Source organism: Burkholderia sp. LMU1-1-1.1, assembly GCF_040675865.1.
GTDB lineage: Bacteria > Pseudomonadota > Gammaproteobacteria > Burkholderiales > Burkholderiaceae_D > Rugamonas.
Genome location: NZ_JBEGHG010000001.1, coordinates 473,613 through 493,446 on the forward strand (window position 1 = coordinate 473,613; position 19,834 = coordinate 493,446).

The window sequence follows — 19,834 nt, forward strand, 5'->3', positions numbered from 1 at the left end:
ATTCAATCTGGTGCAAAGGGGCCCGGCCCCGCGCATATCCTACAACTCGTTCATCGGCGTGCGATAGGTCTCCTTGGCCGACGCCGCCGCAATGGCGGATATCGCGCTGGTGATGCTGACGAAAACCGCCACCGGCACCCAGCCCCACTCCCCCGGCTGCAAAATCGCCGCGCTGATGGTCGGGGCGAAGCCGCCCAGCGCGAAGCCGATCTGCGTGCCGATCGCCATGCCGGACAGCCGCACGCGGGTGCCGAACATCTCGCCGTACATCGCCGGCCACACGCCGTTGGCCGCGCTGTACACGACTCCCGACAGCAGCAGGCCGAAGACGAAGATCAGCGGCACGTTCATCGTGGCGATGGCCCACAGGTAGGGCCATGCCAGCGCCGCGGCCCCCAGCGCGCCGAAGATGAACACCGGCTTGCGTCCGACCCGGTCGGACAAGGCCGCGAACATCGGAATGGCGATCAGCGCGACGACGTTGGCCAGCACCAGCACCGTCAACATCGTGGAGCGCGGCAGGTGCATGGTGTTGACCGCGTACGACAAGGTGAACACGCTGAAGATGGTGCTGACGACCGACACCAGCGCGGCGAAGATCACGCGCACCAGGTTGGACTTGTGGTTGGTGATCAGTTCCACCAGCGGCATGCGGTCGTCCTTGTTCGCGGCTTCCTCCTCCTTGAAGGCCGGGGTTTCGGGCAGCGTGCGGCGTACCCAGAAGCCCACCGCCACCACCACGGCGCTGAGGAGGAACGGAATGCGCCAGCCCCACGACAGCATGTCCTCCTCCGGCAGCGCGGACACCGGCAGGAACACCAGCGTCGCCAGGATCAGCCCCGCCTGCGTGCCGCTCAGCGTGAAACTGGTGAAGAAGGCGCGGCGATGCGCCGGCGCGTGTTCCAGCGTCATGGAGTTGGCGCCGGCCTGTTCACCGGCCGCCGACACGCCCTGCAGCATGCGCAGGATCACCAGCATCACCGGCGCGGCGATGCCGATTTGCTCGTAGGTGGGCAGCAGGCCGACGGCGAACGTCGTCACGCCCATCAGCAGCAGGGTGAAGGTCAGCACCTTCTTGCGGCCGTATTTGTCGCCGATGTGGCCCAGCATGATGGCGCCCAGCGGGCGCGTGATGTAGGCCACGCCGAATGTGGCGAAAGCCGCCACCGCGCCGACGGCCGGATCGAACGACGGGAAGAAGATTTTCCCGAACACCAGCGCGGCGGCCGTGCCGTAGATGAAAAAGTCGTAGTACTCGACGGCGCTGCCGATCCAGCTGGCGAAAGCGGCCTTGCGCGGCGAGCGTTTCGGCTCGGGTTGGGTTTCCCGCGCCGCCTGCGCGGCGGGTTTGCGCGTCTCTGCGGACGCTTGCCTCGAAATCGTTGTGATAGCCATGTCTTCCTCCAGGTTGTAAGTGTAGTCTCAGTCGCGTTAAAACCGGTGCAGGATGCCCAGCTGAACCCCGCTCAACCGCCGGCCGTTGATGTCGTCCCCAGCCAGATTGGCCGATGGCGCGGCCGAACTGCTAAAGCGAAAACCTGCGGCATCGTCGTTTTTCATCACGCTGGCAAAACCATATAACTGCGTGCGTTTCGATAGGTCGTAATACGCCCCGACGTTGGCCGAGCGCACACTTGCCCCGCCACCGCTGGTGTCGTGCGCGCCGCCCGCCATGGCGCCGACACGAAACACGGGGCTGACGCGATAATCGGCCGAGAGCTCCCACAGGTTGTAATAGCGCCGCGCGTTGGCGTCGGTTCCGGCGAAGAAGTTGTTCGGACTACCGACCAGGCTCAATATCCCGCCGGCATTGGCGCCGTTGGCATTGGAAGTGGAGTTATTGCTGCGTCCCGCCGCGAGATAGATCTTGCCGCTGCCGTACTGGTAGTTGACATAGAGGTTGTGGTACTCGATACGCTCCCGGACCGTGGCGGTGGCGCGGTTGGGCGTCGCCAGCACACCGGCGTAGCCGGCGCGCCATGGTCCGTTCTGGTAGTCAAGCGCCAGCTGCCACACACCCTTGTTGTTCGTGGCGGCGGTGTTCTCCGGCAGCGCGTAGTGCACGTCCAGCTGAAAACCGGCCATGCGCGGCGACTTGTAGGAGAGGTCGTTGTCGTAGCGCGAAGGCACGCCGAAGGTATTGAACATGGAGCCGAACGTGGTCCGTTCCGTATAATCGATGGCGCCGCCGATGTAGAACACCTGGGTGTTCTGGCGCCCGGCGCGAAACTCGCCCAGCGGCGTCACGATGCCGAGCCACGCCTGGCGGTCGAACAGGCGGGTGGCGTCGGCGGCGCTGCCGCTGTCGGCGCCAATGCCCTGCTCCAGTGTGTACGTGATGCGGTAGCCGCCGCCGATGTCCTCGACGCCCTTGAACCCGAGGCGGCTGCGCAGGATGGCGCCGTCGTTCAGGCCCGTAACCTGGGCGCCGCTGCTGCTGCGGATGATACCCAGATACTCGTCGAAGGTACCGTAGATGGTGGTGCCGGATTGGGCGTAAGCGTTGGCGCAGGCGGCCGCCATCGCCAGCAGGCCGGCTGCTGTCAAATGTTGTCTCATGATTGTCTCGTTGTTGTTATGGGCGCGCTTATAAGTGTCGCGCCTCGGTTTTTGGTTTGCTTGCGGCTCTTAAGCCATCGCCGCGTGGCCGGCGGTGGCTTGCAGTACGGTCAGGCTGCGCCGCAAGACCTGGTCGGTCACCCACTTGGCCGAGCGGTAGGCGCGCTGCGCCACCACCTCCGGCGAGAACTGCAGGTAGTCGTCGTTGAAGACCTCGAAGCTGAAATCGCCCCGGTAGCCGTTGCGGTTCAGCTGGCGCAGCATCACGGACAGCTCCTTCGCGTGGCTGCCCTCGCCTGGGAACACGCGCAGGTGGCGCGCCGTTTCCAGCCGCTCCTCGGCGCTGCGCAGATCGCGCCACATGTAATCGGACAGCTGCACCAGCGCGATCTTGTGCGCCGGGATGTCGTCCAGTTCCGTCAGGTCGGCGCCGTTGGCCAGCATGTGGAACGAGTCCAGCACCACACCGAGGTTGGCGTGCCCCGCCCGCTCCACCGCTTCCCACGATTGCTGGTACTGGTTCACATGCCGGCCCCACGACAGCGCCTCGTAGCCGACCTTGACGCCCAGCGGCACAGCCAGGTTGGCCAGCTTGGCCAGGTCGCGCACGATCCTGTCCATGTCGCCGACGGCGTGGCTGGAAGTGCTGGAACACACCATCAGCAAAGGCGCTCCGACCGCTTTGCAGACCAGTAGCATCTGCTTGGCGATATCGAGCTTATAACCGTGCAGCGCGCCGTCCAGGCCCTCGTAGTCGCGCATGACCTGGATGCCGGTGACCCGCACGCCGCTGGCGCGCACCACCCGCGCCGCCTCCTCGATGCCGCCCGGATGGCCGGCCAGGTCTTTCGCCCACAACATCAGCTGCGAGAAGCCGGCCGCCTTCGAGGCGCGCAGTTTGGATTCGAGCGGGCCGGCCAGGGTGATGCTGTCCATGCCGAAGTTAGCGAGATTCATAGCGCCCCCAATTCACGGAATTCATCGGACGACACACCCGGCCAGCCAAACAGCTCCAGGTACAGGGGCGCCTGCTCGATCAGCATCTCCTTGCCCTTCTGGATGCGGCAGCCGAGCCGCTCGGCCTCGACCAAAAGCCTGGTCATTTCGATCTTCATGCCGCAGTCGGCGACGACGCAGTCGCCCGACACGCCGCGCAGGTCGATGGGCATGGCGTCATCGGCATGCATCCCAAGCGGCGTGCAGTTGACGACCAGATCGAAGCCCTCGGCCTCCGGCCTGCCCTCGACCACGCGGCAGGCCGGAAACGCCGCCTGCAACCGGCCACGCAAGGCGGCCGCCAGTTCGAGCCTGGTATCGCAGATCGCCACCTCGGCGATGCCGCGCACCGCCAGCGCCTCCGCCACGGCGCAACCGACGCCGCCGCTGCCGACCACCAGCGCCCGCGCACCGCCCCAGTTAAAGGGCGCGCCTGCCAACGTGCGGTCGAAGGCCCGCACAAACCCTTCACCGTCGATCAGATCGCCCCTGACGCGGCCGTCCGCGTCCTTGTAGATGGCGTTGCAGGAGCCGGCCAGCAGCGCGCGGCTGCTCGGTTCATCGACGGCTTCGACGCTCATCGGCTTGTGCGGAATCGAGACGAAGATGCCGCCCACGTTCTCGATGCCCATCAGCAGGCGGACGGCGGCGACGTAGCCGTCCGGCGCCACCTTGAGCGGGATCACGCGGGCATCGATGCGGTGGCGCTGGAAGTAGGCGTTGAACAGCGTCGGCGCCTTGACCTGTTCGACCGGCCAGCCGATCACCGGAAAAATACGCGTGGTGCCGGTAATTTCAAGCATGTCCTTCTCCCGGGCCGCTGGCGACCAGTTCGAAACTGACACCGCCGCGATACAGTTGGGTGACGGCGCCACGTTCGGTCGGCGCTTGCGGCGCGCGGTCGATGAAGACGATGCCGCGCCGCTGCAACTCGCGTACGGCGCCCATCACGTCCGGCACCCCCAGTCCCACGCGGATCAGCTGTTCCTCCCATTGCAGGCCGCCGGCGCCTTGCGGCGGCTCCACCAGCTGCAGGTAGAAGCTATGACAAGGGCTTTCCAGCAGCACGCCCTTGGGCACGACGCCGAAGTAGCGGCCCTCCGGCAGCGGACGGAAATCCATCAACTGCTGGTAAAAGTCCACCCACTCCGCGCTTCGGCCTTCGCCGATGGCTTGCACCACGCCGAAGAAGTGCAGTCCGGCGACCGCCTCCGGCGGCGCGGCCACATTGGGGATGGCCTTGAAATCGACGTCGTAAATCGAGAAGTCCGCGTAGCGGTCGACGAAATAGAGGATGGAGTCGCCGGCGCCGTGCACGCCGGGGATATTGAGCTCCATCGCGCCGGCGCGGGTCTGGATGGCCCAGGCGCCCATGTCGATGGCGTGGCGGTAGGCGGCGTCGGCGTCGCGCACCCGCAGCGCGATGGCGCTGATCACGGTCGCTTGCGGCCCCTCCTCGCCCTGCGGCAACGCACGCGGATCGGCGTTGACGATCACGTTCATGCCGCCCTGGCGGTACAGCGTCACTTCGCGCGAACGATGGCGGGCGGTCGCGCTGAAGCCCATCTGCTCCAGCAGCGCCCCCAGCGCCAGCGGTTGCGAGGTGGCGTATTCGATGAATTCGGTGCCGGCGATACCGAGCGGATTATTCGGTTCCGGCAGCTGCTCTTTGATGATCATGTGTGGTCTCCCGCGTCTTTCTGCTTAAAGTCAGGCCAGTATAGAAAGCCCGGACGTGCAAAAAAACCCACGAAAACCAGCTATACTGCGCCAATCGCCCCACTTGCGCGATTAGCGCACAAATCATGAAAAAGCCGCAGCTACTGGATGTGCAGGTCGCCGAGCGAGACCTGATCGACGGCCTGATCACGGGCCTCAACGTCATCACCGCCTTCAACGACGACACCGCACGCCTGACCGCCACCGAGCTGGCGGAGAAGGTGGCGATCAGCCGCAGCGCCGCGCGGCGTTATTTGCTCACGCTGGTCCACACCGGCATGGCCGCCACGGACGGCAAAACCTTCTGGCTCACGCCCAAGGTGCTGACTTTGGGCCGCTCCTATCTGGATTCAGCGCGCCTGCCGCGCGCCATCGTGCCCTATCTGCAAAAGCTCACGTCGGAGCTGCAGGAGTCGACCAATTATTCGGTGCTTGAGGGGGATGATGTGGTGTACGTGAGCCGCGTGAACGCGCCGCGCCAGCTCACCAGCGGCTTCGAACCGGGCACGCGCCTGCCTGCCTATGCGTCGACGGCCGGACGCGTGCTGCTGTCGGCCATGCCGGACGAAGCGCTGCACGCCTATCTGGCGCGGGTGGAGCCGATCGCCTACACGCACCTGACCGTGACGGACAAGCGGCAGCTGTTCGAGGAACTGGTGGCGATCCGCGAGAGCGGCTTCGCCGTCACCGAAAACCAGTACGAGATCGGTTTTCGCGGTATCTCCGTGCCGGTCAAGAGCCGGCGCGGAAATCTGATCGGAGCGCTCAGCGTGTCGATGATGACGGCCAGTTCATCGCGGGCCGAGGCCAGCGCGCGCTGCGTGCCGGCGCTGCAGGCCACGGCCAACACGCTAATGCTATGGGTGTGATCACCGGCCGTGGCAATCCGGCCACAGAGACAAATAATAAATTCGCAACAAATAATTGGTGAGTTAAGATTGCGCCACGAAGCTAATACGGCGGGAAGGTTCGACATGCGCCGGATACCGCGCGCAGGACCGAAACCATGAACGAGCCCGTTGCTGAATACGAAAGCATCATTCGCCGCACCGAGAACAACTCCCGGGTACCTACGTCCGAACGAGAGCGTGACGAATTCCTGCGAAATTTGATCACAACAAAGAAGTCCACGTTTTCGTCGATATGGCCGACCGAAGGCAAAGGCAGAGCGTATGAGATTAGCGGCTTTTTGCATTCCAGACATACGTTGAAGCTTGAGGTCATCGGCATATTACTTGCCATCCTGCTGATCGCTATCATGACCAGCACTTATTTTTTGCTCACGGCCCCCGTGCGGCAGCGGTTGATCACGGCGCTTCCGCCTCCATCGCGGGCATCGGGCCCGAACGAGCCCCCGCTTCCAAAGCTGCATGTACAACCGTCTTTTGCGACAGCCACAGGCACGGCTTCCGGCGGACATGTCCCGGCTGCGCCTAACAGCGCGAACGCACAAGACGCGGGCGAGTCGACCGCCGCGCGGGCCGCAGGGACCGCCTCGACGCAGCAAAGCCAATTGGCGCCACCCACTCATGACGAACCAGGAAGTGCCGAGTCCAGCCCTCTAAAATTGCTCGCCCTGTTCATCGGACCGCCGGTTTGGATAGCGCTCTTTCAGTTGCTTTACACCACGGGGAGCAAACGGCGCGGTGCGGCAACCATGATCATCGCCGAAATGACCAGCATCATCAGGGTGTATGCCGCGGCAAACATTATTGGTGCGTTTGTCCAAAAGTACGCACACGCCTCCCAGGCCATCAATACCGAGATTGGCGGCTTCGTCGATGTGGCTCGAAAGGAAGACTATCTCACCATTTTCGACCGAAATATCGAACACCTGGGAGCATTTCCAAATCCCCTGATCTTTCACGTAACCTCCTTCTTCACCTTCCTCAAAGCGGCTCGCGACGCGACCGGCGCGCTTTCCCTCTGGAGCGCACCGCACTACCCTGTCGCACAGAAAAAAGCCGACATCGTCGATATCGTCTATCTTTGTTTTATGCAGATGGATCATGGCTACCTCGCGCTGCGCGATCTCATGGAGAAACGCGACCGTGAAGCGCTGGCGCTGATCGGCAACGTCACAATCGGCGTGAGCTTACAGAGCTATCTGTTTCTGCTGCACGTGATTAACGTAGAGGATTTCCGATACACGGCGTTGATCAGCCGGCTGGGGACTTACCGAACTCATGCCTCGGATTGTGGTTACAGCGATCTGTGGAATATGGCATGCCCACCGGAACTATTGTTGTTGGGCGGACCGGCAATCGATCAGAACAATTGCCCAGTCCGGAAATGAAACTCCAGAAATATGACAGCCCGCTGCCCCGGCCGTCACACCGTCGAGTCCAGGCCATGACCACCAGTCCAATCAACAAGTCCACCAGGCATCCGCCACAAGCCCTTTGCGCGCCAGCCGATCCGAAACCGCCCCTGCTCTCGGGCGGCAATCCCCAGATCCCGAAGGCCTACGGCGACGCGCCGGTGCAGGCCTACATCGCCGCCATGCCGGGCTGGAAAAGCGCCCTCGGACGCCGCCTCGACGAGATCGTCGTCCGCACCGTACCGGGCGTGAACAAGGCGGTCAAATGGAACACGCCGCTATACGGGATCGCCGGCCAAGGCTGGTTCCTGGGCTTTCACTGTTTTACCAAGTACGTCAAAGTCACCTTCTTCAACGGCGGCTTCCTCGATCCGCTGCCGCCGGGCGCGTCCAAAACCGCCGGCGTGCGCCATCTGGACCTGCGCGAGGACGACCCGCTCGACGAAGCGCAGGTCGCCGAATGGGTGCGGCAGGCCAGCCTGCTGCCCGGCGAGAAGATGTGAACGGCGACAGGCACCCTACGCCAGAGGCAAACTCACCAGCACCACCGTGCCGCGGCCGTCTTCCCTGGCCTGCACGACGATGCGGCCGTGGTGCTGGTCGACGATCTCCTTGACGATGGCCAGCCCCAGCCCGTGGCCGCCGACGGCGGCGCCGGGCAGGCGGTAATACGGCGTAAACAGGTTGGCCAGCTCTTTTTCCGGGATCGGCACGCCGTCGTTCGACACCCCCAGCAGGGCCATGCCGTCGACGGCGTCGAGCGTGACCAGGATGTCGCCGTGCGCGGCGCCATGGACCGACGCGTTGTCGATCAGGTTCTGCAGCATGCGCTGCAGCTGCGACGGTTCGCCCCGCACCGGGCAGTCGTGCTGGGCGTCCAGGCCGACGCTCTGGCCGCGGCGGTCGATCAGCGGTTCGACCGCGCCGATCACCTCGCAGCACAGCGCCCGCAGCGACAGCCGCTGCATCTGGCAGGCGTCCCCGCCGGCGGTGATGCGGCTCAGGGCCAGCAACTGCTCGGCCAGCTTGCTGGTGCGGCGCGCCCCGGCCATCGCCGATTCGAGCGAACTTTGCCGCTGCTCCGGCGTGCTCGCGCGCAGCGCGTTTTCCATGTGCAGCTGCACCGCCGCGATCGGCGTGCGGATCTCGTGCGCGGCAGCGTTCAGGAAGCGCTGTTCGCGCTCGAAGGCGGCGCGGATCCGGTCCAACAGGTGATTGAGCTCGGTGATGATGGGCGCCAGTTCCAGCGGCGTGGCCGGCAGCTCGACGATGTCGAGCGACTCGGGCGCGCGCGCGGCGATCAGCGCCGCCAGCGACGACAGCGGCCGCATATTGCGCAGCAACAGGAAGTTCACGGCGATCAGCATCAGCAGGCCGCCGACGGCGAGCGGGGTCAGGATCGACATGCCGACGTCGTGCGACATCTCCTGGCGCACCTCGTCCTTCTCGGCCGTCAACACCCAGACATTGCCCGAACGCAGCCCGAACACCTGCCACGGCTCGCCGCCGATCGGATGCTCGGAAAAGCCGGCCCGCAGCGGCGCCAGCGCCACCGTCGGCGCCGAGGCCGACTTGGCCAGCAAGGCGCCGTCGTCGCGCCACACCTGGAACGCGATCTTGGTCTCGTAGCGGTGGCCGTACACCTTGGGCTCGTTGCTGGTGCTGGTCTCGAGCTCGCGCGGCAGCGCGATCACCAGCGGCTTGTTGATCGTGGCCGAGGTCAGTTGGTGCGCCACCAGCGCCTCGAGCACCCGCGCCGACGTCGCCAGGCGCGCGCTGAACAACTCGTCGGACTCGCGCCGCGCCACGTGGTGCGCGCCCAGGCCGATGCCGCCGAAGATGGCCAGCATGCACAGCAACGTGGCCGCCACCAGCCGGCGCCGCCCGGAATACAGTTTGGTGCTCATGGCGCCAGGTCGCCGATGCGGTAGCCGACGCCGCGCACGGTCTTGATGATGGCCGGGGAGATCTTCTTGCGCAGGTGGTGCACGTGGACGTCGATGGTGTTGCTCTCGGCGCCCTCGCCCCAGCCGTACAGCGACTCCTCGAGCTGGGCGCGGTTGAACACGCGCCGCGGATTTTCCGCCAGTTGTTGCAGCAGCATGAATTCAAGCCGCTGCAGTTCGACCGGGCGCCCCTGCCAGCTGGCGGCCAGGTTTTCCGGCTGCAGCACCAGATCGCCCAGCACCAGCTGGTTGACGTGGCGCCCGCCGCGGCGCCGCGCCAGCACGCGCAGGCGCGCCAGCAGCTCGTCGAGCTCGAACGGTTTGACCAGGTAGTCGTCGGCGCCCAGATCGAGTCCGGCGATGCGGTCGCGCGTGGCGTCGCGCGCCGACAGGATCAGCACCGGGATCGGATCGCCGCCGGCGCGCACCGCGCGCAGCACCTCGGTGCCGTCGAGCGTGGGCAGGCCCAGATCGAGCACCGCCAGGTCGAAGTTGTTGTGGCCGAGCGCGGCGAGCGCCGCCGGGCAGTCGTCCACGTGCTCGACGGTGTAATGGGCACGCCGCAGCGCCACCAGCAAGCCGCTCGCGATCAGCGGATCGTCCTCTACCAGCAAAATTCTCAAGTGGCTCGCCTCCCCTGTCCGATTATTTACGCTTGGCGGCGATTTTGTCCAGCAATTGTTGAATCTCGGCACGGCGGCCCTCGTCGGCCACCTTGCGACCCGGACGCGGCGGCGCCTGCAATGCCTTGTTCAGCGCGCGGGTAGCCTCTGCGTAGTCGCCCTTGCGGAACAGGTAGTCGCCGTAGAAAAAGTTCGGATCGATGCCGTCCGGATTGACCGCCAACCCTTTTTTAAGCAGCTCGAGCGCCTTCTTGTCGTCGCCGAAGCCGATCGGCCAGCCCGGCACCTGGTAGTACAGCGAGCCCAGGCTGGTGTAGGCCGAGCCGGCCAGCGCGTCCGGATCGATGGCCAGCGCCTGCTCCAGCGTCTGGCGCGCGTTCTTGGCGTTCGACAACGCGCCCAGGCCGCCCTTGGCGCCGGCGTAGGTCGATTCGATGATGGCTTGCCAGATCAGCACGTCGGCGCTGCCCGGATGCTGGGCGGCGGTGGCGCGCGCCTCGCCGAGCAGGCGCTCGAACTGTGGCTCCTGCGCGTCGGCCGGCGTCGTGTAACGGATTTGCTCCCATTGTTGTTGCAGTTTGGCGACGTCCTCCGGCACCCCGGCCAGCGCGGCCCACGGCAGGCAGGCGGCGGCCAGCAGCGCCAGCGCGCGGCGGCGGAATTGTTTGATGGTGGTGGCTTGCATGATGGATTTCCTTTATTTGGGCAGGTGTTTGCGGATCACCGGCAATTGCTTGCGGATCGCGCCGTCGGGCAGGCCCGGCAGCAGTTTGTTGAGCAGCACGAAAAAGCGCTCGCCGGCGCCCAGCGTGCGCTGCCAGGCGGTGCCCTCGAGGAAGGCGATGAACTCGGCGGCGACCGCCTCCGGCGTGTCCTCGGCCGTCTTCAGTTCGCCGTTCATGGCGCTGACGGCGTCGCTGTTGATGCCGGTGCGGGTGGCGCGCGGCGCGAAGTGGCGCACCTCGACGCCGGTGTCGGACAATTCGCGCCGCAGCGCCTGCGAAAATCCGGCCAGGCCGGCCTTGCTGGCGCCATAGGCGGCGAAGCCGGGAAAACCAAGCGAACCGAGCACCGACCCGATGTTGACGATCTGCGCCGACGGCGCCTGCCGCAGCAGCGGCAGCAACTGGCGCGTGAGCAGCATCGGCGCCAGCAGATTGGTGTCGAGCATGGCGCGGATGGCGTCGGCCGGCTGCGTCTCGAAGCTGTGGAAGCCGCTCACGCCGGCATTGTTGACCAGCAGGTTGACGCCGCCGGCGGACCGCGCGGCCGACTCGATCGCCGCCAGCGTGGCCGCCTCGGTCAGGTCACCGCACACCAGTTGCACCGGCACCCGCAGCTCGGCGCGCAGCGCCTGCAACGGCGCGGCGCGGCGGCCGACCAGGATCAGCATGTCGGCACCCGGCGCCAGACGGCGCGCGATGGCCGCGCCGATGCCGCCGCCGGCGCCGGTGATGACCGCGCGGTGGCGCCCGGGAATGCGCGCGCGCACGTCAGGCCCCGCCTTCGAACAGCGCCGTACCGTGCGGCAGGCTGCGGAACACGTCGCCGTACAATCCGTACATCATGCGCGCCACATGCAGCACCGCGCGCTGGTCGTCGGCCGCATCGAGCCGGTTCATGAGCTTTTCGAAGAAGGCCACGTGCTCGAGATCGAGGCTGCCGTGCGAGCTCAGGTAGCTGAACGCCTGCGGCGGCAGTCCGAGCGCGTCGCGCATGGTGTCGGCCGCGTGGGTGGCCAGCGCCGTGCTGGTGCCCTCGAGCACGTGGACCATGCCGAAGAAGCCGACCGGGTTGCCGCGGTCGATCTGGTGGTAGGCGTAGGCCACCATCAACTCGGTGCTGGCATGCGGCCGGCCGTGGCGCACGGCGTCGGCGTCGCCGCCGCAGGCGGCAATGTCGGACAGGATCCACTCCTGGTGCCCGACCTCCTCGGCGATGTATTCGGCGATGGCCTCGCGCAGCCACTCGCGGCCGGCGTCGAGGCGGCTGCCGCAGGCCATCAGCAGGGGCACCGTGTGCCGGACGTGGTGGTAGGCCTGTCCGAGGAAGGCCACATACTGGGCGGTGGTGACGTGGCCGCGCAGCGCGTCCTGGATGATGGGGATGGCGAACAGGCGCTGGCGCTCCGGCTCCGAGCCGGCCTTGAGTGTGTCGAAGAAATTCATGCGGTGGTCTCCGTGGTGTCGTACAGCGCCGCGATCCGCGGCGCATAGTGTTGATGGATGACGGCGCGGCGCGGGCGGCCGTTGGCGGTGGCCTGGCCGTTGGCCGGCGTGAACGGCGCGGCCAGCGCCCAGCGCCGCACCTGGGCGTAGTCGGGCAGGTCGAGGTTGGCGCGCGCCACCGCCTCGGCGATCTGTTCGGCGCCGATGTGGGCGGCCAGCGGCACGATCAGCGCGGCCAGATACGGCTGGCCGTCGCCGACCACCACCGCCTGGCCGATGGCGCCGGTGCCCAGCAGCGCCGTCTCCGGCCATTCGGGCGAGACGTTGCGGCCGAAGCCGGTGATCAGGATGTCCTTTTTGCGGCCGTCGATGTGCAGGAAGCCGTCGGCGTCGAGGTGGCCGAGGTCGCCCGTGGCCAGCCAGTCGCCCGGCCGGCCCGGCGCCTGGCCCAGATAATGGGCGGCGTCGCCGCCGACCTCGATCTCGCCGTCGGCGGCGATGCGCACCGGGCGGTGCGCCAGCGGCTTGCCGACGCTGCCCTCGCGCGCCGCGCCGGGCAGGTTGAGCGCCACCACCGAGGCGCATTCGGACAGGCCGTAGCCCTCGAACACCGGCAGCCCGCGCGCGCGCGCCGCCGCCAGCAGCCGGGGCGGCGTCCTGGCGCCGCCGACGGCCACGAAGCGCAGGCTGGCCAGGCGCGGATCGCCGGCCGTCGTCACCGCCACCAGCGCCTGCAGCATCTGCGGCAGCACGATGATGCTATGCGGGCGGTGGCGTTCGATGGCGGCCAGGCACACCAGCGGATCGAAGCGGCTGGCGCCGGCCATCCCGGTCTCGGCCAGCGGCGGGCAGATGGTGGTGGCGCCGCTGAGCAGCGCCGTGTACGGGCCGGCGATATTTTCCAGCAGCACCGCGAACGGCAGCAGGCACAGATGGCGCTCGAGCGCCAGGCCGGCGACACCGTCGCGCAGCGCGCGCGCCACCTGCCATTGCTGGCCGGCGCTCAGGCACACGCCCTTCGGCGTCGACGTGGTGCCGGAGGTGAAGGTGATCTTCTGGGTGCCGGCCAACGCGTCCGGGAAGCCCGCCGCCGGGGTGGCGGCCGAGGCCCCGGCGGCCGCCTCGCACAGCACCAGCGGGCCGCCGCAGGCGATGGCGGCGCCGAAGCCGAGCGCGGCACCCTGCCCGGCGCTGGCGCAAAACAGCGCCGTGGCGCCGCTGTCGGCCAGCACATGCCCCCATTGCGCGGGAGTGAAAAACAGCGGCAGCGGCACCAGGGTCAGTCCCAGCTGCTGGGTGGCCAGGTCGACCGCCAGCCATTCGGGACTGTTGTCGGCCAGGATCGCCACCGGCGCGCGCGGCATCCGGCGCGCCAGCAGCGCTGCAGCGAGCTCGCCCACGCGCCGGCGCAACGCGCCACCGTCCAGGGTGTGCGCGCCGTCGCTCAGCACCGGCACGCCGGCGCCGAAGCGGCCGGAAATATGATCGAAAAGGTCAGGTAAGTTGTGCATAGCCGTAGCGGATGTCGCCAAACATCACTTTAGGTTGGGTGTCGTAATAGCTGCCCCAGCGCCGGCCGGCATCGGCCAGGCGCGCCGGATCGGCAACCGCGAGCACCTGCGGCTGCAGCCGCAGGCGGGTGAAGGAGTTGAGCAGGCTGACGGTGGCCGTGAACGCGACCCAGCGCAAGCCCTGCGCGTGCAGGTGGCGCGTGGTGCTGACGATCAGCGCGCGCGCCGCGCCCGGGTGGCTGGACGCCAGGTTGCCCACCTCGACGATGTCGGCGCGCGCCACCGGCGCGCCGGCGCGCCCGCCCAGCGCCGCTTCGATCGGCGCGTCCAGGTACTGTTCGAGGAAGACGGGGCCGTCGGCGGCCAGCGTGTAGCCGAGCGCGGCGACCCAGCGGCCGTCGCCGTCGCGGCACCCGAGCAGCACGTCGCAAAAGTGGCTGACCTCCGCGCCATAGGAGTCGAGGAAGGAAGCGGCGATGAACGCTTCGAGTTCGCGCCGGCCGTCCTGGCCCGGCCCGTAGCGTTCGACGACGAACTGTGTCTCGCGCCGCGCCCGCCCCGGCGGCGGCACCCGCCCGGCGGCGGCGCCGGCCGGCAAAGCTATGGTATCGATCATGAGCACCCCAAAAATTCGTTGCATTGGGGTGACTTTAAGCAACCAACATTACGCCCAGATTAACCGAGATTTAATTAACGGCCGGCCGCGCCCATCGTTTCGGCCAGAATCTCGGCCGTGGCCGCCGACAGCGTCCAGCCCAGGTGTCCGTGGCCGGTGTTATAGAACACCGACGGCGCCCTGCCCCGGCCAACGCGCGGCATCAGGTTGGGCATCATCGGCCGCAGCCCGGCCCAAGGCGTGACGCTGCGCGTGCTCACGCCGGGGAAGCATCGCCCCACCCAGTCCACCAGCGGCGCGATGCGGTCGGCGCGGATATCGCGGTTAAAACCGTTGAACTCAGCCGTGCCGGCCACGCGGAAGCGGTCGTCCCCGAGGCGGCTGGTCACCAGCTTGGTCTCGTCGTCGAGCAGGCTGACCGTCGGCGCGGCGGCCTGGCTGGCGGCGTCGTTCAGATGAACCGTGATCGAATAACCCTTGACCGGATAGACGTTGACGCGGTCGCCCAGCATGGCCGCCATGGCGCGGCTGGCGGTGCCGGCGCAAACGACCACCGCGTCGTGGCGGCGGGTTTCGCCGAAACCATCCTCTTCGACGGTGATATCGACGCCGTCCGCGTCCGCCCGCATGGCCGTCACCTGCTGGCCGAAGCGCAGATCGGCGCCGAGCCGTTGCGCCGCCAACGCCAGGCCGGTGGTGAATTTGTGGATATCGCCGGTGCTGTCGCTGACGGTGTAGTGGCCGCCGTAGTACTCGCCGCGCAGCGTGGGCTCGATGGCGCGCATCTCCTCCGGGGTGACGGCGCGGCGCGAGAGCCCGCCCTGCAACAACAGCTTCGACACGCCGGCGGCGTGCTCGAATCCCGCGCGGTCGCGGTAGATGTGCAGGATGCCCTCCCGTTTGAGGTCAAAGGCGATGTCCTCGTCCCTGGCCCACTGGAACAGATACTCGCGCGCGGCCAGCGCCAGCTGCGCGGTGGCGACGGTGTTGTCGCGGTAGTGCGGCATGGCGGCGATGAATTCGGCGAACCACGACAGCTTGTGCCAGCCCGGCTTTGGATTGACCAGCAGCGGCGCGTCGTTCCTCAGCATCCACTTCAGGCCCTTGGCGATGGTGGACCGGTGGTTCCACACCTCGGCGTTGGAGGCGGACAGCTGTCCGCCGTTGGCGAACGAGGTTTCCATCGCCGCGTAGCGGTGGCGTTCCAGCAGGGTGACGGAGAAGCCGCGTTTGGCGAGGGCGTAGGCGGTGGTGACGCCGGTGATGCCGCCGCCAATGATTGCTATGGTTTTCATGAAGGACTCCGAACCGTCAAAGGGGATGGTCTCGGCGCACATGCGCAAAGACACCCCCTCTGTTCTGGACCTGAGAGATTCACGCCGGGCCGCGATGGCGGCAGCGCTTGCTCCTTCGGTGCGGGGGACGACGTCCGAGTCCTGCCGCTCTTCAGAGTTTAAAGTGCTGTATCGGTCCTTTGGCCTGAGAGTTTCCGGGGCGGTTGCTCCTTCGGCGCCGTTCGTCAGCCTATGCTGGAACAGTCTCTCCCGATACGGCGATGGCTTTTGGCCACAACGCGCCTAGCTTACCCGAAAAATTGCGGCTTTACTATCCCCGTTGGATTTGCAACCGGCCATAAGCTTGACCCGGCACAGCACCGGCGGCGGTGGACGGCAGACAATCGTCGCGGCGGGGAACCGCGACGTCCCTTGTCGGTCAAACCAGCAAAGACCCGGCACGCCGGCCGCCTTGCGCCGAAAAGGAGCTGCCATGAAACTTTGCCTCATCGTGTACTACTCTCGCACCGGCGTGACGGCCAAAGTCGCCAACACGCTGGCCCAGGCCTGCGGCGCCGACATCGAGCGACCGCAGGATCTACGCCCGCGCGACGGCGCCGCCGGCTTCCTGCGTTCGGCGTGGCAAGGCTGGCGCAAGCTGCCGGGCGAGATCGCCCCGCCGCAACGCCGCCCTGCCGACTATCCGTTCATTTTGCTCGGCACGCCGGTCTGGGCCGGACAAATGAGCGCGCCGATGCGCAGCTACATCCTGCGGCAGCGCGAGCATTTCCGCCGCATCGGCCTGTTCTGCACGGCCGGCGGCGGCGACGGCCAGGACGTGCTGACGTCGATGGCGGAAATGTGCAACAAACTGCCCATCGCCAGCCTGTGCCTGCGCCAGAGCGACGTGCTGTCGGACCACTACCAGCAAGCGCTGGCCGATTTCGCCGGCGAACTCGCGATCGTCCAGCGGGACCATGAAGAGTCGGCGCCGTCCGCCCCGCTGATACACCCCGTGTAGACCGTGGCGCGGCGGAGGGGCGGCGCCCCTGGCATCAACGGGCGATGGTCGCCGCCTGGCCCAGCGCCTGCTGCAACGGCTCGGCCTGCGGGTTGCTGACGGTGCCCGCCGCGATCTCCCTTGGCGACAGCGTCCGGCCGTAATAGGCATTGGTCAGGCTTTGGTTGAAGCGGATATCATTGACGCCCACCGCCGCCACGTCGCCGAACAAGCCCTTGGTCCCGCTCCAGGCCACGACATCGCCGGTGCCCGCCGTTCCCTGCGCCAGCCTGCTCCAGTTCAACACGGTAAGGCCGGCATCGGCGCTCAGGGCAAGATTGTTTTTCTTCATGAACTCGTTGACCGCCTTCTCATTGTTGAGAACCAGCGCGACCGGCCCGCCTTCCACGCCGGCCTGAAGACCGACCGTCAAGCCGCCGAGGTCGTAGAACGCCGGCCCGCTCCAACTGCCGTCGGACCGTTTCAGCAGTAGCAAGCCGGCACCGCCATGGGCGCCCACGCCCAGCGCCGCCCGTCCATACGATGGAACAATCAGCACGCCTTTTGCCTGTTGCAACAATTGTTTCATGCGCGGTTCCGCCTCCAGCTGGCGCACCACCGACAGCGCGTCGCTGACGCGTTGCGATGCCCGCTGAGCGGGCTTGGCGCCGAGACTGCCCGTGTCGCTACGCCCGCTCCGGGCGCTCTCACCGGTCTGGCTTGCCGAGCCACCCTGTCCGCTCGATCCGGTTTGTCCGCTTTGTCCGCTTTGTCCGCTTTGTCCGCTGGTGCCGCTTTGGCCGCTTTGGCCGCTCTGCCCGCTTCCAGACTGGGCCACCGCCGCGCCGGACAGCAACGTCGCGGCCACCCATGCTAGCGCTCCCGCCTGCTTTTTACGCTCGATCATCATAGTTTCCCCCTTTGTGCGCTCCATACAATGTCGTACGCAGGTGCGTACCCAAATCATGCTAGCGCCGGAGGTCCGGCAACGCCTTTGATCTCACACAAAGTGTGCGAAAAAACCGACCCGCACCTGCGCCGGCGCAAGAACATCAGGTCTCGAGCCTGCTATGCGTGCGACCCTGCCTTGCACGTGCGACAGCGTACATCGCTTAAAATTGAACTCAGGCATACTTATCGTTACCCCGAAATAACTTGATGAAGGCTAGACATGGCAGAGAATGAAAAGGCGGCAACGCCCGCCCCGGCGATGGACGCCGAAACCCTGGAATTCATACGCGGTGTATTCACGCTGGTGCGAGCCGGCGAAGCGGAGCGCCTGGCCGGGATGGTGGCCAAGGGCCTGCCCGTCGGCTTCCGCAATGAAAAGGGCGACAGCCTGATCATGCTGGCGTGCTACCACGGCCACCTGGACACGGCGCGCGTGCTGCTCGAAGCCGGCGCCGATCCGAACGTCGCCAACGATCAGGGACAGACGCCGCTGGCCGGCGTCGCCTACAAAGGCTACCTGGACATCGCCGAACTGCTGCTGGCCCATGGCGCGGACATCGAGGGCGCCAGTCCGGACGGCAAGACGCCGCTGATGATGGCGGCCATGTTCAACCGCACCGATATCCTCAATCTATTGATCGAGCGCGGCGCGGCCGTCGACGCGGTCGACAGCCGGGGCATGACGGCGATCTCGCTGGCGCAGACGATGGGGGCGAAGGATACGGCCGCCCTGCTGGCTGCAAAAAACCCGTAAGCCACGCCGCGATTGCCGCGCTCCAGCGTCACGCCCCGATCAAGCCCTGCCCGCAAACGCGCAGGGTCGCGCCACTGATGCCGAACGCGCCCGGGGTGGCAAGGAAGGTAATCGGTTCGGCGACGTCGCGCGGTTGACCGCTCTGCTTGACGGAATTCAGGCGCCGGCCGATCTCCCGCACGACCATGGGCATGGCGTCGGTCATCGGCGTGTCGATAAAGCCCGGCGCCACGGCGTTGATGCAGATGCCGCGCGGCGCCAGCAGCGGCGCCTGGGCCGCCACATAACCGATCAGCGCGGCCTTCGACGCCGCGTAGTTGGTCTGCCCGAAGTTTCCCGCCACGCCGCTGACCGACGACAGGCAGACTATGCGGCCCTCGTCCCGCAGCACGCCGCGCTCAAGGAATTGCTGGTCGATCGCCATCACGGCGGCCAGGTTGACCTGCACCACCAGATCCCAGAAATGTTCCTGCATATTGGCCAGCGTGCGGTCGCGCGTGATGCCCGCGTTGTGGACCACGATGTCGACGCCACCGAAGCGTTCGAGCAGGAAGCCGGCCAGGCGCTCCGCGGTGTCCGGCGCCGCGATATCGGCCAGGAAGGGAACGGCGGCGTAGCGGCCGCAGGCCTTGTGCAACTCCTCCGCCGCGCCCGGCACGTCGAGCGCGACCACGGTGGCGCCCTCCTGCGCCAGCCGCTCCACCACGGCCAGTCCGATGCCCCTGGCGGCACCCGTCACCAGCGCGACCTTACCGGACAAGACCTGCGTCGAGGGCATGCCGGCGGGTGCGGCGACGCTGCCGGCGAGGTGAAAAGCCTGACCGGTCACATAGGTGGCGCGGGCGCCGCAGAAGAACCGCAACGGGCCGTCGAGCCGGTCGAGCGCGTCGCGGGCCACATAGCCGAGATTGACGGTGATGCCCTTCGCGCCGATCTCCTTCGCCAGCGACCGCACGAATCCCTCGACACCACGCGCAACGGCGGCGGCGACGGGCGTGGCCGCCGCGCCGGGATCGGCCGCCAGCACCAGTACCCGGCCATTGCGGACCAGCCGCCGCACGACGGGATGCAAGCCGTCGTACAACGCCCGATAATCCTGCGGCGTCACGCAGCCGGTCGCGTCCATCGCCACGATATCGAGCGGCCCGGCGTCGGCGGGCGGTGCGTCCAGCGTTGCCGCGCCGGCGCGCGCCAAGGCCGCCGCCATGGCGTCGGCCGCATAGCCGCCGGCGGTTCGGCACAACAGCACGCGCTTGCCATCGAACGGCCGCTCCACATAAGGACCCGCCTCGCGCGACAGCGGCACGGGGTTCGGCAGGCCGATCGCCTTGGCGATGGCGCCGGTGAGCGGGTTGCCATTCAAGCGCATTAACAAATCCGACATGTGTTTTTCTTCG

Annotated in this window: 20 protein-coding genes and 2 riboswitches; of the genes, 5 read left to right on the forward strand and 15 right to left on the reverse strand. The window is 67.0% G+C overall.

Annotated features, from left to right (window positions below; all coding sequences use genetic code 11):
* Positions 1 to 39: 39 nt before the first annotated feature.
* The 5 genes from MRBLMU1_RS01860 to MRBLMU1_RS01880 form a co-directional block, all read right to left on the reverse strand.
* The gene (locus tag MRBLMU1_RS01860) at positions 40 to 1,395 is read right to left on the reverse strand and encodes an MFS transporter (RefSeq protein ID WP_363496131.1); all 1,356 of its coding nucleotides are present in this window, start codon (positions 1,393 to 1,395) and stop codon (positions 40 to 42) included.
* A 36-nt stretch (positions 1,396 to 1,431) separates the two neighbouring features.
* Positions 1,432 to 2,559, reverse strand: a complete 1,128-nt coding sequence (locus tag MRBLMU1_RS01865; RefSeq protein WP_363496134.1) for a porin — start codon at positions 2,557 to 2,559, stop codon at positions 1,432 to 1,434.
* 69 nt (positions 2,560 to 2,628) lie between these two features.
* A complete protein-coding gene (locus tag MRBLMU1_RS01870; protein WP_363496137.1) occupies positions 2,629 to 3,516 on the reverse strand; it encodes a sugar phosphate isomerase/epimerase family protein in 888 nt (295 codons plus the stop codon).
* Positions 3,513 to 4,358: a shikimate dehydrogenase family protein gene (locus MRBLMU1_RS01875; protein ID WP_363496140.1), complete on the reverse strand. Its 846-nt coding sequence runs from the start codon at positions 4,356 to 4,358 to the stop codon at positions 3,513 to 3,515. The genes MRBLMU1_RS01870 and MRBLMU1_RS01875 overlap by 4 nt, the downstream gene beginning before the upstream one ends.
* Positions 4,351 to 5,235, reverse strand: a complete 885-nt coding sequence (locus tag MRBLMU1_RS01880) for a 4-hydroxyphenylpyruvate dioxygenase (protein WP_363496143.1) — start codon at positions 5,233 to 5,235, stop codon at positions 4,351 to 4,353. The genes MRBLMU1_RS01875 and MRBLMU1_RS01880 overlap by 8 nt, the downstream gene beginning before the upstream one ends.
* 125 nt (positions 5,236 to 5,360) lie before the next feature.
* On the opposite strand from MRBLMU1_RS01880, the gene MRBLMU1_RS01885 reads away from it, so the two are divergent.
* The 3 genes from MRBLMU1_RS01885 to MRBLMU1_RS01895 all read left to right on the forward strand — a co-directional run bounded on the left by MRBLMU1_RS01885 (position 5,361) and on the right by MRBLMU1_RS01895 (position 8,097).
* Complete coding sequence (locus MRBLMU1_RS01885) at positions 5,361 to 6,143, forward strand: IclR family transcriptional regulator domain-containing protein (RefSeq protein ID WP_363496146.1); 783 nt, start codon at positions 5,361 to 5,363, stop codon at positions 6,141 to 6,143.
* 137 nt (positions 6,144 to 6,280) lie between these two features.
* On the forward strand, positions 6,281 to 7,570 hold the full coding sequence (locus MRBLMU1_RS01890) for a hypothetical protein (protein WP_363496149.1): 1,290 nt from the start codon (positions 6,281 to 6,283) through the stop codon (positions 7,568 to 7,570).
* 56 nt (positions 7,571 to 7,626) lie between these two features.
* The gene (locus MRBLMU1_RS01895) at positions 7,627 to 8,097 is read left to right on the forward strand and encodes a DUF1801 domain-containing protein (protein ID WP_363496152.1); all 471 of its coding nucleotides are present in this window, start codon (positions 7,627 to 7,629) and stop codon (positions 8,095 to 8,097) included.
* A 15-nt stretch (positions 8,098 to 8,112) separates the two neighbouring features.
* Here the strand turns inward: MRBLMU1_RS01895 and MRBLMU1_RS01900 are convergent, their stop codons facing one another.
* The 8 genes from MRBLMU1_RS01900 to MRBLMU1_RS01935 form a co-directional block, all read right to left on the reverse strand.
* Positions 8,113 to 9,501 (reverse strand): sensor histidine kinase, encoded by a 1,389-nt coding sequence (locus MRBLMU1_RS01900; protein ID WP_363496155.1) that lies wholly within the window; start codon positions 9,499 to 9,501, stop codon positions 8,113 to 8,115.
* A complete protein-coding gene (locus tag MRBLMU1_RS01905; RefSeq protein WP_363496158.1) occupies positions 9,498 to 10,163 on the reverse strand; it encodes a response regulator transcription factor in 666 nt (221 codons plus the stop codon). The genes MRBLMU1_RS01900 and MRBLMU1_RS01905 overlap by 4 nt, the downstream gene beginning before the upstream one ends.
* 22 nt (positions 10,164 to 10,185) lie before the next feature.
* Complete coding sequence (locus tag MRBLMU1_RS01910; RefSeq protein ID WP_363496161.1) at positions 10,186 to 10,848, reverse strand: tetratricopeptide repeat protein; 663 nt, start codon at positions 10,846 to 10,848, stop codon at positions 10,186 to 10,188.
* 12 nt (positions 10,849 to 10,860) lie between these two features.
* On the reverse strand, positions 10,861 to 11,655 hold the full coding sequence (locus tag MRBLMU1_RS01915; RefSeq protein ID WP_363496164.1) for an SDR family oxidoreductase: 795 nt from the start codon (positions 11,653 to 11,655) through the stop codon (positions 10,861 to 10,863).
* Between the two features lies 1 nt (position 11,656).
* Complete coding sequence (locus MRBLMU1_RS01920; RefSeq protein WP_363496167.1) at positions 11,657 to 12,331, reverse strand: TenA family transcriptional regulator; 675 nt, start codon at positions 12,329 to 12,331, stop codon at positions 11,657 to 11,659.
* Entirely contained in the window at positions 12,328 to 13,842 is a 1,515-nt protein-coding gene (locus MRBLMU1_RS01925) for an AMP-binding protein (protein WP_363496170.1), read from the reverse strand. Before MRBLMU1_RS01925 ends, MRBLMU1_RS01920 begins: the two co-directional genes overlap by 4 nt.
* Positions 13,826 to 14,458, reverse strand: coding sequence for a thermostable hemolysin (locus MRBLMU1_RS01930; protein ID WP_363496173.1), 633 nt, complete (start codon positions 14,456 to 14,458; stop codon positions 13,826 to 13,828). Before MRBLMU1_RS01930 ends, MRBLMU1_RS01925 begins: the two co-directional genes overlap by 17 nt.
* A gap of 74 nt (positions 14,459 to 14,532) precedes the next feature.
* Positions 14,533 to 15,753, reverse strand: a complete 1,221-nt coding sequence (locus MRBLMU1_RS01935; RefSeq protein WP_363496176.1) for a D-amino acid dehydrogenase — start codon at positions 15,751 to 15,753, stop codon at positions 14,533 to 14,535.
* A 49-nt stretch (positions 15,754 to 15,802) separates the two neighbouring features.
* Positions 15,803 to 15,915: riboswitch (glycine riboswitch) on the reverse strand.
* A riboswitch (glycine riboswitch) is annotated at positions 15,916 to 16,015 on the reverse strand.
* A 210-nt stretch (positions 16,016 to 16,225) separates the two neighbouring features.
* Between MRBLMU1_RS01935 and MRBLMU1_RS01940 the strand changes: the two genes are divergently transcribed.
* Positions 16,226 to 16,753, forward strand: coding sequence for a flavodoxin family protein (locus MRBLMU1_RS01940; RefSeq protein WP_363496179.1), 528 nt, complete (start codon positions 16,226 to 16,228; stop codon positions 16,751 to 16,753).
* 34 nt (positions 16,754 to 16,787) lie between these two features.
* On the opposite strand, the gene MRBLMU1_RS01945 is transcribed toward MRBLMU1_RS01940, so the two are convergent.
* Complete coding sequence (locus MRBLMU1_RS01945) at positions 16,788 to 17,642, reverse strand: lipid-binding SYLF domain-containing protein (protein ID WP_363496182.1); 855 nt, start codon at positions 17,640 to 17,642, stop codon at positions 16,788 to 16,790.
* 261 nt (positions 17,643 to 17,903) lie between these two features.
* On the opposite strand from MRBLMU1_RS01945, the gene MRBLMU1_RS01950 reads away from it, so the two are divergent.
* Complete coding sequence (locus MRBLMU1_RS01950) at positions 17,904 to 18,437, forward strand: ankyrin repeat domain-containing protein (RefSeq protein ID WP_363496185.1); 534 nt, start codon at positions 17,904 to 17,906, stop codon at positions 18,435 to 18,437.
* A 28-nt stretch (positions 18,438 to 18,465) separates the two neighbouring features.
* On the opposite strand, the gene MRBLMU1_RS01955 is transcribed toward MRBLMU1_RS01950, so the two are convergent.
* Positions 18,466 to 19,821, reverse strand: a complete 1,356-nt coding sequence (locus MRBLMU1_RS01955) for a 3-oxoacyl-ACP reductase (RefSeq protein WP_363496188.1) — start codon at positions 19,819 to 19,821, stop codon at positions 18,466 to 18,468.
* Between the last annotated feature and the right edge of the window lie 13 nt (positions 19,822 to 19,834).

What these genes read in the sequence shown, in the direction of transcription:
- MRBLMU1_RS01900 (WP_363496155.1), bottom strand. Translation starts at nt 9,501, where the DNA reads ATGAGCACCAAACTGTATTCCGGGCGGCGCCGGCTGGTGGCGGCCACG.
- MRBLMU1_RS01870 (WP_363496137.1), bottom strand. Translation starts at nt 3,516, where the DNA reads ATGAATCTCGCTAACTTCGGCATGGACAGCATCACCCTGGCCGGCCCG.
- MRBLMU1_RS01935 (WP_363496176.1), bottom strand. Translation starts at nt 15,753, where the DNA reads ATGAAAACCATAGCAATCATTGGCGGCGGCATCACCGGCGTCACCACC.
- MRBLMU1_RS01865 (WP_363496134.1), bottom strand. Translation starts at nt 2,559, where the DNA reads ATGAGACAACATTTGACAGCAGCCGGCCTGCTGGCGATGGCGGCCGCC.
- MRBLMU1_RS01860 (WP_363496131.1), bottom strand. Translation starts at nt 1,395, where the DNA reads ATGGCTATCACAACGATTTCGAGGCAAGCGTCCGCAGAGACGCGCAAA.
- MRBLMU1_RS01925 (WP_363496170.1), bottom strand. Translation starts at nt 13,842, where the DNA reads ATGCACAACTTACCTGACCTTTTCGATCATATTTCCGGCCGCTTCGGC.
- MRBLMU1_RS01940 (WP_363496179.1), top strand. Translation starts at nt 16,226, where the DNA reads ATGAAACTTTGCCTCATCGTGTACTACTCTCGCACCGGCGTGACGGCC.
- MRBLMU1_RS01930 (WP_363496173.1), bottom strand. Translation starts at nt 14,458, where the DNA reads ATGATCGATACCATAGCTTTGCCGGCCGGCGCCGCCGCCGGGCGGGTG.
- MRBLMU1_RS01945 (WP_363496182.1), bottom strand. Translation starts at nt 17,642, where the DNA reads ATGATGATCGAGCGTAAAAAGCAGGCGGGAGCGCTAGCATGGGTGGCC.
- MRBLMU1_RS01895 (WP_363496152.1), top strand. Translation starts at nt 7,627, where the DNA reads ATGACCACCAGTCCAATCAACAAGTCCACCAGGCATCCGCCACAAGCC.
- MRBLMU1_RS01890 (WP_363496149.1), top strand. Translation starts at nt 6,281, where the DNA reads ATGAACGAGCCCGTTGCTGAATACGAAAGCATCATTCGCCGCACCGAG.
- MRBLMU1_RS01920 (WP_363496167.1), bottom strand. Translation starts at nt 12,331, where the DNA reads ATGAATTTCTTCGACACACTCAAGGCCGGCTCGGAGCCGGAGCGCCAG.
- MRBLMU1_RS01910 (WP_363496161.1), bottom strand. Translation starts at nt 10,848, where the DNA reads ATGCAAGCCACCACCATCAAACAATTCCGCCGCCGCGCGCTGGCGCTG.
- MRBLMU1_RS01885 (WP_363496146.1), top strand. Translation starts at nt 5,361, where the DNA reads ATGAAAAAGCCGCAGCTACTGGATGTGCAGGTCGCCGAGCGAGACCTG.
- MRBLMU1_RS01950 (WP_363496185.1), top strand. Translation starts at nt 17,904, where the DNA reads ATGGCAGAGAATGAAAAGGCGGCAACGCCCGCCCCGGCGATGGACGCC.
- MRBLMU1_RS01875 (WP_363496140.1), bottom strand. Translation starts at nt 4,358, where the DNA reads ATGCTTGAAATTACCGGCACCACGCGTATTTTTCCGGTGATCGGCTGG.
- MRBLMU1_RS01955 (WP_363496188.1), bottom strand. Translation starts at nt 19,821, where the DNA reads ATGTCGGATTTGTTAATGCGCTTGAATGGCAACCCGCTCACCGGCGCC.
- MRBLMU1_RS01880 (WP_363496143.1), bottom strand. Translation starts at nt 5,235, where the DNA reads ATGATCATCAAAGAGCAGCTGCCGGAACCGAATAATCCGCTCGGTATC.